This is a genomic window from Mesorhizobium sp. BR1-1-13 (assembly GCF_020165515.1).
Classification (GTDB): domain Bacteria; phylum Pseudomonadota; class Alphaproteobacteria; order Rhizobiales; family Rhizobiaceae; genus Mesorhizobium.
In genome coordinates this window covers 74527-87125 of the sequence record NZ_JAIUIH010000019.1, presented here as the reverse complement: position 1 = coordinate 87125, position 12599 = coordinate 74527, and the positions used below count along the sequence as shown (strand labels likewise).

Here is a 12599-nt window from a genome sequence, read left to right as displayed (position 1 = left end):
CTCCCCACCCACCCTTTCTTAAGGTGTCTCCGCTACACCAAAACCAGAAAAGAAGCGGAAAACGGAGAACAATCGGGGTGCGCTTTTCCGCGGCCACGACAGCCGGGCGGTTCTTGCCGCAGCGTTTGGCGCTGCGCGTGGAGCCGTTGCTTGGCCGTGTCGACGCCGTGCTGTTCACCGCCGACGAGCGCGGCGAGGCCGGCCGCATGTCGGTCATCGCCTTTTCCATCCGCATCGTCAGCGCCGTCATTGCCTTCGTCAGCCAGGTGCTGATGGCACGCTGGATGGGCTCGTTCGAATACGGCATCTTCGTCCTTGTCTGGGTGACCATGGTCATCGTCGGCAATCTCGCCTGCCTCGGCTTCCACACCTCGGTCATCCGTTTCATTCCCGAATACCGCGAGCGCGGGCTGATCGACGAGTTGCGCGGCATCGTCGTGGCCAGCCGCCTGTTCGTCCTGATCGCTTCGACGCTCATCGCCGGGCTCGGCGCGCTCGGCGTGTGGCTCGCCTCGTCATGGACCGAAAATTACTATGTCGTGCCGTTCATCCTCGGCGTCATCTGCCTGCCGATGATAGCGCTGTCGGATCTGCTGCAAGGCCAGGCCAGGGCGAACAGCTGGGCGCTGTTCGCCCTGGCGCCGACCTATCTGATACGGCCCGTGCTGATCCTGCTGTTCATGGCGCTCATGCTTTTCGCCGGCTACGCGCCCGACGCGAAGACCGCGATCTTCGCCTCGATCGCCGCCACTTACATCACCACGCTCGCCCAGCTTATCGGCGTCACCCGGCGCATGGAAAGGCAGATTCCGGCCGGGCCGATGAAGGTGCATTTCGCACAATGGTTCATCGTCTCGCTGCCGATCTTCCTGGTCGAAAGCTTCTTTTTCCTGCTCACCAATGCCGACGTGCTGATGGTCGGCGCCTATATGGACCCCAACGACGTCGCCGTCTATTTCGCCACGGTCAAGACACTGGCACTGGTGCATTTCGTCTACTTCGCCGTCAAGGCAGGCGTCGCACAGCGCTATGCCCAGTTCACCCATGGCGAGCCGGAAAAGCTTGCCGCCTTTGCCCGCGAGACGGTGTCGTGGACCTTCTGGCCATCGCTCGCGATGGCGCTGCTGGTGCTGGCGCTTGGCAAACCGATGCTGATGCTGTTCGGCCCCGAATTCACATCGGGTTATCCGCTTCTGTTCCTGCTCGTCTTCGGCGTCGTGGCGCGCGCCGCCGTAGGCCCGTGCGAAAGCCTGCTCACCATGAGCGGCAACCAGAATGTCTGCGCCGCCGTCTATGCCATGACGCTGGCCTTCAACATTGGCCTCAACGTGGTGCTGATCCCGCTTTTCGGCCTGTGGGGCGCCGCCATGGCCACCGCCTTCGCCATGATCTTCGAGGCCGGCGCGCTGTCCTTCACGGTCTGGCGCAAGCTCGGCATCGTCATGGCGATCTTCGTGCCAGCCAAAGGAGCCGCGTGATGGCCGCCATCCCCTTGCTCGAGGAAACCAGCGGCGGCCCTGCCGGTGCCATGGTGTCCGGCCTTGCCGGACTGGGGCGCGACACCGACCCGGCCCATATCGAGATCCTCGCCAACAACCGGCCCGAGCGGAAACTGGCCATCTATCCGGCGTCGGCCGGGTTCGACCTCGTCGAGGAGCTGGATTATCTGTGCGCCCGCACCATCGAGCCCAATGTCTTCTTCAACCCGCGTTTCCTCGCCCCCGCAATGCCCCGGCTGGAAGACCGCGAGGTGCGTCTGGCCGTCATCCGTGACGGCGATGAATACCGCAACCGTCTACGCCTTCTGGTGCCGTTCTCGGTGGAGCGGCCGGTGGTGCCGCTCGGGGTTCCGGTCATGCGCACATGGTCGAGCCCGTTCGGCCCGCTCGGCACGCCGCTGGTCGACCGCGACGATCCGGTCGGCGTCGTCGAGGATTTCTTTTCGATGCTGTCGCGCCCGCATCTGAAGCTGCCGAAAGTGTTCGTCCTGCCCGACATCAGGCTCGACGGCGCGGTGGCGAGCCTGGTTGCCACTGTGGCCGAGACGCGTGGTCTGATGCTGGTCACCACCGGTAACGCCCTGCGTCCGCTGCTCGAAAGCGAACGCGACGGCGACGACTATCTCAAGACCTCGCTGCGTGCGCACCACTACCGCGAGTTCCGCCGCCTCAAGCGGCGGCTGGGCGACCTCGGCAAGCTTGAACATGTCGTGGCGCGCGGCCCGGACGAGATCCGTCACGCCATCGAGAGCTTCCTGACGCTGGAGGCGGCCGGCTGGAAGGGCCGCGAGCGCACGGCCATGGCGATCGACCGCTACCGCGCGGCCTTCGCCCGCGAGGCCGTGCACAGGCTGGCCGAACAGGACCTGTGCCGCATCCATTCGCTGACGCTCGACGGCCGCACCATTGCATGCCTGATCGTCTTCGTCGAAGCCGGCGTCGCCTACACCTGGAAGACGGCCTACGACGAAACGCTGGCCGGCTATTCCCCAGGCACGCTGCTGATGATCGAGGTGACCAGGCAGCATCTCGACGACCCCAACATCATGATGACCGATTCCTGTGCCGTGCCCGACCATCCGGTGATGAGCAGGCTGTGGACCGAGCGCAAGCCGATGGGCACGCTGGTGATCGGCCTGACGCCGGACGCCGACCGCCTCGCCCGTCAGGCGGCCTCGCAACTGCATCTCTACCGAGAGACCCGCAACATGGCCCGCCTGCTGCGCAACCGGATGAAGAGCCTCCTCAAGAGACGATAGACGCGCTCGCATCTTCCGGGCGCGTGGATGCTTGCTTCAAGCTTGAGCATTCGGTTGCTTCATGGGATAAACAGTCACTGTATTGATAGCGTTTATTCGCCAGCAGCTACTTGAGCAACAGTCGCAATTTTTCAACAAAGCGTTACAAAGGTGATACGATTTTGGGTATAAATCACGTCGCTTGCCGGCGGTGAATCCATTTTTCTTCAGCACTTTTCCGCGCGGCAGACATCAGAATTAGCTAATTCATTCGAACATATAAAGGACATTCACGGAACTTAAGTGGTAACATAAGACCTTTGGGAGCAAACCCTGGGACTTTGGTCCATCTCACGAAATCCGGCCGTGAGTGTGAGACTAATCTTCATTGCTCTTCAGGAACTTGGAACGGCTGGCCGGGCCCGAGTTGAGCCGCTCGTCCTCTTTCTTCCCCGGCGCTTCCGTCGGTGGCGCGCGGATCGCTAGGAACAGGCGTTGAATGCAAGAAATCCGCCTGCCGGAACCAGCGGACACTTCAACGGGAAGCCGCCAATGGGAAAGCGGCCGGCCACGGAGCCCTACGGGGACGGCCTTGGGCGAGCGAGGGCCATGTCGAAAGTCTCCGGCAGGTGAGGATGCGCGGCGGTCCGACTCACCGAAGCCGTGGTCATCGCGTCGACCGGGAGAATAATGGACATATGAGCATGGTGGTCCGGCCACAGCGGCTTTCCAAACAGGAAGAACACGATCGCGAGAAAACAAATCAGCAGCAGGACGGCGAAGGTGTTCGCGATGATCTCGCCAAGCTGCATGTCTTTCTCCCGGAAGTCGGACACCCGCCGCTCGCAGCAACGGCGGGCGTCCACGGACCGTCGATGAAGGGACTTTACTCGACGGCTTCCACGCCAATGAGGAACGGCGGCTTATGTTCAGGGTTTAGGACCAATGCGCCGATGCTTCGGACTTCAGTCCCAATTGCGGCTCCGAGGAGAAGGAGACAGTCTGCCTTCGCACCGGCTAAGCCCTCCACCAAGGTACCAGACAGCCGGAGCACAGCCCGGCCTGCTCGCCAAGTGCCGAACCTACCGCCAAAAGCAGGCCGGGCTCCTTCTGTCGATAGTCAAGATCGTCGCCCAAAGGGGAAAATGACCAGCTACAAGGTGGAGGAAATCCTGGGCGAGAGAATTATCGGCACGCACGAGGTGGCGGCTTCAAGTCCCGCGGGGGCTGCCAGACGGGCAACCGGGCATCCGATGCAACCCCGCATTCCGGGTGCGCTGTTTGTTCGGGTTACCAGATCGGAGGACGGCACGATCGCCGAATTCAGCTTCGCGGGATTTCCCTGTTGAACCCGGATGAATTCCGAAGCTCGTCGATGAATCGTTTCGACGCGACTTGCACCAGAATTGCGCTAGCGTCCCAGCGGCTGTTTGGATGCCGAAACCAATTCGTCCTCATCCCTGATCCCGGCCATGTAATTCGCAATTATGCGGGATGAAATCGCTTCACGTTCCTGGGCCGATCGGGCGTCGAGCTTCAGCCTGTCGAACACGCGGCCAAGGAGGGCCACTTCGGAGGAATCGAAGACCCCAGCTTCCTGCGCTTTCTGACGAATCGGCATGAGTTCCTCCCTTTCCGGGTAGATAAGCGACAACTGATGCAAGGGGCAATCTCAAGGCCGGAATATATCCACACCGAGGAACGGTAGGCGCCCAACATAGGTCCTGAAGCGTGAAGGCGGCTACCACATTGGACAGGCCGAGGATGCAGCCCTGCACCCGGCCGAGCCGCCCCCGGATGTCGCTCTTCGACATTGGCCTGAAGCCGCTCACGACCTCGACACCATATCCGTATTGCCGAAGCGCCGATCGGGAAAGCAGCGGCAGACGCATCGAAGCGGCGACTGAAATGGTGCCCCTAGCCGGGATCGAACCAGCACTCCTTGCGGAACTCGATTTTGAGTCGAGCGCGTCTACCAATTCCGCCATAGGGGCTCAGGCCGGGCGGCCTGGATGGGCGCGGACTATACGGTCAGAGGCCTGTTCGTCAACTGGCCTGTTGCCGATAGCGTGCGGAGCCGCGACCAAACCGCACCTTTCGGTTTCCTGCGGGCACTGCCATTGTGCGGCGCGGAAAATTTTTCTAGACAAGCGTCGTGTCGAAGCGCCTGGCGTCCGGAAGAAGGAACGCGGCGCGCTTCGGGTCTTGGTGTCACGCATGCCCCCTGCTTCATCCATGCCCTGGTTTTCTGCCTGCCCCTATGCCGGCCAGACCGTGCATGTGGGCGACGTGCGGTAGTCATCTACGACATTAGGAGAGCCGATGCTTCGCGGACTGTACGACTGGACCTTGTCGCTGGCGGCGCGCAAATCCGCCGAATGGTGGCTGGCCTTCATCGCCTTCGTCGAAAGCTCGGTGTTCCTGGTGCCGGCCGATGTGCTTTATCTGCCGATGGCGCTGTCGCGGCCGGATCGCGCCTACCGCTATGCACTGATCGCCACCGTCGCCTCCGTGCTGGGCGGCATCGCCGGCTGGTTCATCGGCCACTACGCCTATGACGCGCTGGCCAAGCCGATCCTGGAATTTTACGGCAAGTATGACGAGTTCGAGGCGCTGCGCGTCTCTTCGGGCATCGGCTTCATCATCCTGATGCTGATCACCTCGGGCGCCGCCCACCTGCCGCCGATCAAGGTGGTGACGATCCTGTCGGGCGTCATCGGCGTCAACCTTTTGCTGTTCATCGCGCTGGCGATCGTGGCGCGCGGCGGACGCTTCCTGCTTCTGGCCTGGCTGCTGCGCCGCTACGGCGAGCCGATCCGCGAATTCATCGAAAAGCGCCTTGGCCTCATCGCCGGTGCCGCGGCGGCTGCCCTGATTTTGCTCTATATCCTGGTCAAATACGCCCTCTGACGCATGTTCCCCAATCCGGGTAACGGTTTCGGGAGAGCGGCCGCAGACTTGGCGGACGGCCAACACAACGGACGAAAGACCCATGACAGCGACCATGAATGTCGACACCGGACGCCAACGGACACGGACGGCCCTGTTTCTCGCCGTCGCCATGGCCGCCACGGTGGGCTCCGCGCTCGGCTTCCAGTATCTCGGCGGCTACATCCCTTGCCACCTCTGCCTTGAACAGCGCACACCCTACTATATCGGCGTGCCGCTGATGGTGCTGGCGGTGATCGCCTCGATGCTGCGCGCACCCGCATGGCTGACGCGTGGACTGCTTGGCATCGGCGGCCTCTTGATGCTCTATGGCCTCTATCTTGGCGTCTATCACTCCGGCGTCGAATGGGCTTGGTGGCAGGGTCCGGCCGATTGTACGGCGGGCGCTGGCCCGGTCGACACCGGCGGCAAGGGCGTGCTCGACGCGCTCGACAAATTCGTGCCACCCTCCTGCGACAAGGCGGCCCTTCGCATACTCGGCCTGTCGCTGGCCGGCTGGAACGCCATCGTCAGCCTCATCCTCGCCGCCGTCGCCTTCCGCGGCGCGTTCTCACGCGACTAGATAAACCAGCGCGACGCAGAGTTCGTCCAGAAATTCGGCAGACTGCGTAGACTGGCGCTGCTTTCAAGGTCCGAGCCAAGGTCGACCCCCAATCCGCCCCGGCGAAGCAGCGACGGAGTGGGGAAGCCGGTCTTCAAGCGCGAAGCCCGCTGAGAAGTGAGCGCGGCCGAGCTGGTCCGACATCGGGGTGTCAGGCTATCATGGTCTGGCAAGTATGGGGCACCGGCCTACGCCGGCCGTAGCCTTAAGCTGAGACGATCCCTGACGAGTGCTTTGGCCGGCGAAGGCCGGAAGCGCAGACAATCGCTCCAGACTGCCAGCCTCCCGAATCCTCGAACGATCTCAGGGTTCCAGTTCGACATCCCAGTATAGATAATCCATCCAGCTTTCATGCAGATGGTTGGGCGGGAACAGACGGCCATTATTGTGCAGGTCGTGCACCGTCGGCTGGTAGGGCTTCTGCAACGGCCACATCTTGGCATGCGCCGGCATCATGCCACCCTTCCTGAGATTGCAGGGGGAACAGGCGGCGACGACATTCTCCCACGTCGTGGCACCCCCGCGGTGGCGGGGGATGACGTGATCGAAGGTCAGATCGTCGGGCGTGCCGCAATATTGGCACTGGAAGCGGTCACGCAGGAAGACATTGAAGCGTGTGAAGGCGGGATGCCGCGACGGCTTCACATAGGCCTTCAGGCTGACGACGCTCGGCAGCTTCATCGAGAAGGTCGGCGAGGACACCGCGTGCTCGTATTCGGCGACGATGTTCACCCGTTCGAGGAACACCGCCTTGATGGCGTCCTGCCACGACCAGAGCGACAGGGGGTAATAGCTGAGCGGACGGTAATCCGCGTTCAGCACCAGCGCTGGAAGCCCATCCGGAGATACGGCAACCGTCACGTCGTTGGCCTCCTTGGTTCTCTAACCTGAATGGCGCGGATACTGTAAGCCCGACATGACAGGGATGTGAAGCGGATTGTCACGCGTCCGAAGGCCCAAAAAAACGAGATTTTGATGCTTTTTCGCGCTTTCAGGCCGGGGGTGCGGCATCCCTGCCCTTCAATTCGCGATAATAGGACCAGAAAAGCCGCGATGCGACACCTCTCCATGGGCTCCATGATTCGGCGAGCTGGATCAGTGTTTTCTCCGGCGGACGCGGGTCGATGCCGAACGCATGGCCGACGGCGGTCTGGAGCGCGACATCGCGCGCCGGGAAGATATCGGGATGGCCTGCGGCGAACAGCAGATACACTTGCGCCGTCCACGGACCGATGCCGGGCACGGCCGTCATGGTCGTGATTGCCTCGCCGGCGTCAAGCGAACACAAATGATGAAGGTCGAGGCCGTCCGCCACCGCCCGGGCGGTGGCGAGGAGGCCGTGTTGCTTGGGTCGCGAGAGGCCCGCCTCGCGAAAAATGTCCTCGCCGGCGGCAAGGATCGCCAGCGGCGTCAAAGGGTCGACCAGTTTCGTCAGCCGGCCGAAGATCGCATCGGCGCTGGCGCGCGACACCTGCTGCGAGACGATGATCGAGGCAAGGCTCGAGAATCCCGGCTGGGAAAGCCGTAACGGCACCTCGCCCGCCATGCCGCGGATCTTTTCCAGCCTTGGGTCGATTGCGCAAAGCGCGTCGAGTCCCCGGGCGATGTCGTCCAATGTGGCGATACGTTGCATGTTTCTTGTTCCTGAACCGGCCGCACGGTAGCAATTGGCAAAATCGCCGCACAACCTGATTGCCGCTCAAGAGATGACGCTCCTGACATTCCGTTTCGCGCCCAGTCCCAATGGCGAACTGCATCTCGGCCATGCCTTTTCGGCGCTGCTCAACCAGAAACTGGCGCGAGCGGTCGGCGGCCGCCTGCTGCTGCGCATCGAGGATATCGACACCACGCGCTGCTCGCCGGAATTCGAGGCCGGGATGCTTGCCGATCTCAGATGGTTAGGGTTGGGCTGGGAAGAGCCGGTGCGCCGACAGTCGGAACACTTCGCCGAATACGGGGCGGTGCTCGACCGGCTGATCCGGGATGAACTGGTCTATCCCGCCTTCATGAGCAGGGGGGAGATCCGGGCTTTCATCGCCGACAGCGAAAGGCGCGACTGGCCGCGCGATCCCGATGGCGTGCCGGTCTATCCCGCCGTCGACAAGGCGCTGCCGGCGAAGGAACGCCGGCGCCGCATTGCCGAGGGCGCTCCCTTCGCCTGGCGGCTGGATGTCGATGCCGCGATGGCACGCGTCGGCAAGGATTTGTCATGGGACGAATTTTCAGACGAAACGCTCTCCGCGACGCGCGTCGTCGAGGCCCGCCCGCGCGATTGGGGCGACGTCATCTTGGCGCGCCGCGAAATCCCGACCAGCTATCATCTTGCCGTCGTCGTCGACGATGCGCTGCAGGGCGTGAGCCATGTCGTGCGCGGCCAGGATCTCTATTCCGCGACCGGGATACAGCGGCTGCTTCAGGAACTGCTTGGCCTGCCGCAGCCAGCCTATTTCCATCACCGGCTGATCCTGGGACCCGACGGACGCAAGCTGTCGAAAAGCCTTAAGGACACCGGCCTTGCCGTCTTGCGCGAAGCGGGCGTGTCGGCTCACGATGTCAGGCGAATGGTCGGTCTCTGACGCAGGCGAAGGCCGAAGGGGCAGCTTGCAGAAAACACGGCCGGTTGAATTCCGGTGATGCATGGATCAATCGTTTCGTTTTGCGCGCCGGCTTGAACCGGACTAGAGCTTCGCCACGGCTCAATTCTCATCAAGCGCGGTTCCCGGAAAATGCACAGCGTCAAGCGGCTCATCCCCGCCACTTTCGTCGTCCTGTGGGCGACCGGCTTCATCGGCGCCCGCTATGCCATGCCGTGGGCCGAACCGTTTACGTTCCTGGCCGCGCGCTTCGTCCTGGCAGCCGTGTTGTTCGCCGGCCTGGTGGTCGTGCTTGGCTCCAAGAGAGCCTCCCGCGAAGAGGCATTGCACGCCACCGGGGCCGGCATTCTGATGCATGGAGTCTATCTCGGCGCGGTCTTCTGGGCTATCCACAGGGGCATGCCCGCCGGGCTGTCGGCGCTGATTGTCGGCCTGCAGCCGTTGATCACGGCGGTGCTCGCCGGCAAATTTCTCGGCGAGGCGATCCTGCCGCGCCATTGGGCCGGCCTCGCGGTCGGCCTGGCCGGCATTGTCATCGTGCTTTGGCCAAAGCTCGGCGCGCTCGGCGGCGGTGTGACATCGGCCACGCTGACAGCCTCGCTCGTCTCGGTGCTCGGCATGAGCGCCGGCACAATATGGCAGAAGCGTTTTGCTTCCGGCGGAGACCTTGTCGCCGCGACCATGTGGCAATATGTCGGCGGCGCTTCGGTGATGATCCTGGCTTCCCTGGCCTTCGAGACCCACACGGTCGTCATCAACGGCGAATTGATCTTCGCCATGGCCTGGCTGGTGCTGGTGCTGTCGATCGGCGCCATCTTCCTTCTGATGGTGATGATCCGCGACGGCGAGATGTCGAAGGTCGCTTCGCTGTTCTATCTGGTGCCGGCGGTGACGGCCGTCATCGCCTGGGCCTTGTTCGGCGAGCAGCTCAACGCGCTTCAGATTGCCGGCATGGCGATCACGACCTTCGGTGTTGGCCTGGCAACGGCGCGGCAGACCAAGGGAAGAACTGTAGAATTGAGGAATTGAGGAAAATGGTGCCATCTGGCGCTGGGGCTTCTTCTTCAATTCTTCAATTCTACAATTCTCCAGTTCTTCAATTCAGCCGGTCATCCCACCCGCGCGCGCGCCTCGAGATAGCGGCTGATCGCTGCATTGAGTTCGCCGCCGAGAATGAAGATCGCGGACACGATATAAAGAAAGACCACCGCGATCATGATCGAGGCAAGCCCGGCATATGTCGTCACATAGGACGAGAAATGGTCGAGATAGGTGGCGAAAATGGTCGAGCCGATCAGCCATGCGGCGAGCGTGAAGACGATGCCGGGGATCAGCGAGACGAAACGGCGCTTGCCGGCCGGCAGCCAGTAATGCACTGAAAACAGACCGCCGACGATGACGGTCGAGGCGATGACGTAGCGCCACAGCGTGATGGTGCCCGTATAGGGTTTTATCCACTCGAAATGCGCCTCGGCCAGCCGCGCCAGCAATGGCGCGAAGACCAGGAGCACGCTGATCGCCAGGAAGCCTGCCGTGGCGATCAGCACGAAGAAGATGCTCTGCACACGGCGATAGATGATGCCGCGCGTCTCGGTGACGCGATAGGCCCGGTTGAGCGAGGTGCGCAGCGCCTCGATGCCGTTCGAGGCGAAATAGGCGGCCAGCAGCACGCCGTAGGTGAGCAGATCCGATCGTCGCACGGTGAGCACGTTCAGCACCTCGCGCGCGATCGGTTTGGCGATTTGCTCCGGCCAGGTGTCAAAGACCAGGTGCACGGCCGTGTCGGCGAAGGCTTGCGCGCCGAGGAAGCTCGCCAGCGTGGTGGCGAAGATCAGGAACGGAAACAGCGCCATCAGCGAGGTGATTGCCAGATGGCTGGCCATCGCCCAGCCGTCATCGGTGTTGAAATGACCGATCGCGTCGTAGAGTACGCGGCGCAGGGCGACGATATTCCGCAACAAGAACCGCGCTCCCCTTCGATTGTCTCGACGCCGCGAATATGGGAAGGGAATGCGGCAAATGGCAACCCTTGGTCATAAGACGAATCCGCCGGCGCGCGCGTTGCGCGTCATCATCGTCACCGGCGCGTCGTCCGGCATAGGCGCTTATTGCGCGCGGGCGCTCAAGGCGGAAGGCTGGCGGGTGTTCGCCACGGCGCGCAAGCCCGAGGACATCGCGGCCCTGGAAAAGGATGGCATCGAGGCGTTCTATCTCGACTATCGCGAACCTGCCTCCATCGAAGCGCTTGCGGCTTCAGTGCTGGAGCGGACCGGCGGCAGGATCGATGCCTTGTTCAACAACGGCGCCTATGCGCAAGCGGGCGCGGTCGAGGATCTGCCGGTGGCCGCCTTGCGGGAGCAGTTCGAGGCCAATTTCTTCGGCTGGCACGACCTGACCCGCCGGCTCGTGCCTGTGATGCGCCGCCAGGGCGGTGGCCGGATCGTTCATTGCTCGTCGATCCTTGGCCTGGTGCCGGTACGTTTTCGCGGCGCCTATTCGGCATCCAAACACGCTTTGGAGGCATTGATGCTCTGTCAGCGCCAGGAACTGGCCGGCAGCGGCCTCCATGTTTCGCTGATCGAGCCGGGGCCGGTTAAATCGAAGATCGCCAGCAATGGCCTCGCCTGGTTCCTCAGGAATATCGACCATGAGAATTCCGTGCATCGCGCCGACTATGAGGCGCAGTTGGAACGCATGCGCGGCGGCGGCAGCAAATCGGCGCTGAAACCTGGCCCGGAAGTGGTCCACAAGGCGCTTCGCCATGCACTTCTGTCGCGGCGCCCACGCCCGCACTATGTGGTAACAGTGCCGGCCAGGTTCGGGGCCATGCTCAAACGCATCCTTCCGGCATCGATGCTTCACCGCCTGCTCGCCAAACGCGCCTGAACAAGAAAAGGACTGGAAACGCAAAATGGCATCCGTCTTCAACATCCTTGCCATCCTGGTCATGGTCGCCGTGGTGATCGTGCTGGTCCGGGGTCTGATCAACATGATGCGCGGCGGTTCCGGCATCACCTCCAACAAGCTGATGCAGACGCGCGTCGTGCTGCAGGCCGTGGCGCTGGCGCTGATCCTGCTGGCCGTGTATTTCACCCGCAAGTGAGGACACCGGCCGTTCGGGAGGCGACGTGGTCAAGCTCAACAAGATCTACACCCGCACGGGCGACAACGGCACCACCGGGCTCGGCACGGGTGAGCGGCGGCTGAAGTCCGATCTCAGGGTAGACGCCTACGGCACCGTCGACGAAGCCAACGCCTGCATTGGCATGGCTCGTGTTCACACCGCCCCAAGCCACCCGGCGATTGACGCCATGCTTGCCCGCATCCAGAATGATCTCTTCGACCTCGGCGCCGATCTGGCTGTGCCCGACGACGGCAAGCCGCTCGGCTACGAACCGCTGCGCATCATTGCCGCGCAGACCGAGCGCGTCGAACACGACATCGATCTCCTCAACAACGACCTCCAGCCACTCAAATCCTTCGTGCTGAACGGCGGCACGCCGGCCGCCGCTGCGCTCCATCTCGCCCGCACGGTGGCACGGCGGGCCGAGCGGCTGATGGTGGCGCTCGCACAGCATCCTGATGAGCACGTCAACCGCGACGGGCTGAAATACATCAACCGCGTCTCCGATTTCCTGTTCGTCGCCGCCAGGGCGGTCAATGACAATGGAAATGCCGACGTGTTATGGGTTCCCGGCAAGAACCGCTGAACTATGCC

At 62.8% G+C, this 12599-nt stretch carries 15 protein-coding genes and 1 tRNA gene; 10 read left to right on the top strand and 6 right to left on the bottom strand.

Going from position 1 to position 12599, the window contains the following annotated elements; genetic code table 11:
* Positions 1-77 precede the first annotated feature (77 nt).
* Together LB533_RS28915 and LB533_RS28910 are read left to right on the top strand one after the other, a co-directional pair.
* Positions 78-1478 (top strand): lipopolysaccharide biosynthesis protein, encoded by a 1401-nt coding sequence (locus LB533_RS28915; RefSeq protein ID WP_224678782.1) that lies wholly within the window; start codon positions 78-80, stop codon positions 1476-1478.
* Positions 1478-2758, top strand: coding sequence for a GNAT family N-acetyltransferase (locus LB533_RS28910; RefSeq protein WP_224678781.1), 1281 nt, complete (start codon positions 1478-1480; stop codon positions 2756-2758). The genes LB533_RS28915 and LB533_RS28910 overlap by 1 nt, the downstream gene beginning before the upstream one ends.
* 557 nt (positions 2759-3315) lie before the next feature.
* Here LB533_RS28910 and LB533_RS28905 read toward each other — a convergent pair.
* Positions 3316-3549 carry a polymerase gene (locus LB533_RS28905; RefSeq protein ID WP_140640308.1) on the bottom strand — a complete coding sequence of 78 codons (234 nt, stop codon included), beginning with the start codon at positions 3547-3549 and terminating at the stop codon, positions 3316-3318.
* A 333-nt stretch (positions 3550-3882) separates the two neighbouring features.
* Between LB533_RS28905 and LB533_RS28900 the strand changes: the two genes are divergently transcribed.
* Positions 3883-4086, top strand: a complete 204-nt coding sequence (locus LB533_RS28900) for a hypothetical protein (RefSeq protein ID WP_224629414.1) — start codon at positions 3883-3885, stop codon at positions 4084-4086.
* 62 nt (positions 4087-4148) lie between these two features.
* Here LB533_RS28900 and LB533_RS28895 read toward each other — a convergent pair whose 3' ends face one another.
* Complete coding sequence (locus LB533_RS28895) at positions 4149-4358, bottom strand: hypothetical protein (RefSeq protein ID WP_224678783.1); 210 nt, start codon at positions 4356-4358, stop codon at positions 4149-4151.
* A 288-nt stretch (positions 4359-4646) separates the two neighbouring features.
* A tRNA-Leu gene (locus LB533_RS28890) sits at positions 4647-4731 on the bottom strand.
* Between the two features lie 328 nt (positions 4732-5059).
* Here LB533_RS28890 and LB533_RS28885 point away from each other — a divergent pair.
* Positions 5060-5647, top strand: a complete 588-nt coding sequence (locus LB533_RS28885; protein ID WP_140640302.1) for a YqaA family protein — start codon at positions 5060-5062, stop codon at positions 5645-5647.
* Between the two features lie 82 nt (positions 5648-5729).
* Positions 5730-6248, top strand: a complete 519-nt coding sequence (locus LB533_RS28880; protein WP_140640300.1) for a disulfide bond formation protein B — start codon at positions 5730-5732, stop codon at positions 6246-6248.
* 342 nt (positions 6249-6590) lie between these two features.
* Here the strand turns inward: LB533_RS28880 and LB533_RS28875 are convergent, their stop codons facing one another.
* Both LB533_RS28875 and LB533_RS28870 read right to left on the bottom strand, forming a co-directional pair.
* Positions 6591-7148, bottom strand: coding sequence for an HNH endonuclease (locus tag LB533_RS28875; protein WP_023677956.1), 558 nt, complete (start codon positions 7146-7148; stop codon positions 6591-6593).
* 130 nt (positions 7149-7278) lie between these two features.
* The gene (locus tag LB533_RS28870) at positions 7279-7920 is read right to left on the bottom strand and encodes a DNA-3-methyladenine glycosylase family protein (protein ID WP_140640298.1); all 642 of its coding nucleotides are present in this window, start codon (positions 7918-7920) and stop codon (positions 7279-7281) included.
* Between the two features lie 73 nt (positions 7921-7993).
* Between LB533_RS28870 and gluQRS the strand changes: the two genes are divergently transcribed.
* Together gluQRS and LB533_RS28860 are read left to right on the top strand one after the other, a co-directional pair.
* Positions 7994-8863 (top strand): tRNA glutamyl-Q(34) synthetase GluQRS, encoded by an 870-nt coding sequence (gluQRS, locus tag LB533_RS28865; RefSeq protein WP_140640296.1) that lies wholly within the window; start codon positions 7994-7996, stop codon positions 8861-8863.
* 150 nt (positions 8864-9013) lie between these two features.
* Positions 9014-9910, top strand: coding sequence for a DMT family transporter (locus LB533_RS28860; protein WP_140640294.1), 897 nt, complete (start codon positions 9014-9016; stop codon positions 9908-9910).
* An 80-nt stretch (positions 9911-9990) separates the two neighbouring features.
* On the opposite strand, the gene LB533_RS28855 is transcribed toward LB533_RS28860, so the two are convergent.
* On the bottom strand, positions 9991-10842 hold the full coding sequence (locus LB533_RS28855; protein ID WP_140500876.1) for a YihY/virulence factor BrkB family protein: 852 nt from the start codon (positions 10840-10842) through the stop codon (positions 9991-9993).
* 58 nt (positions 10843-10900) lie between these two features.
* On the opposite strand from LB533_RS28855, the gene LB533_RS28850 reads away from it, so the two are divergent.
* Genes LB533_RS28850 through LB533_RS28840 form a run of 3 tightly spaced genes read left to right on the top strand, consistent with a single transcriptional unit; the run spans position 10901 to position 12591 of the window.
* Positions 10901-11767 carry an SDR family oxidoreductase gene (locus LB533_RS28850; protein WP_140640292.1) on the top strand — a complete coding sequence of 289 codons (867 nt, stop codon included), beginning with the start codon at positions 10901-10903 and terminating at the stop codon, positions 11765-11767.
* Positions 11768-11792: 25 nt separating this feature from the next.
* Positions 11793-11984 carry a twin transmembrane helix small protein gene (locus tag LB533_RS28845; RefSeq protein WP_140553239.1) on the top strand — a complete coding sequence of 64 codons (192 nt, stop codon included), beginning with the start codon at positions 11793-11795 and terminating at the stop codon, positions 11982-11984.
* Between the two features lie 25 nt (positions 11985-12009).
* Complete coding sequence (locus tag LB533_RS28840) at positions 12010-12591, top strand: cob(I)yrinic acid a,c-diamide adenosyltransferase (RefSeq protein WP_140640290.1); 582 nt, start codon at positions 12010-12012, stop codon at positions 12589-12591.
* Positions 12592-12599: the final 8 nt, after the last annotated feature.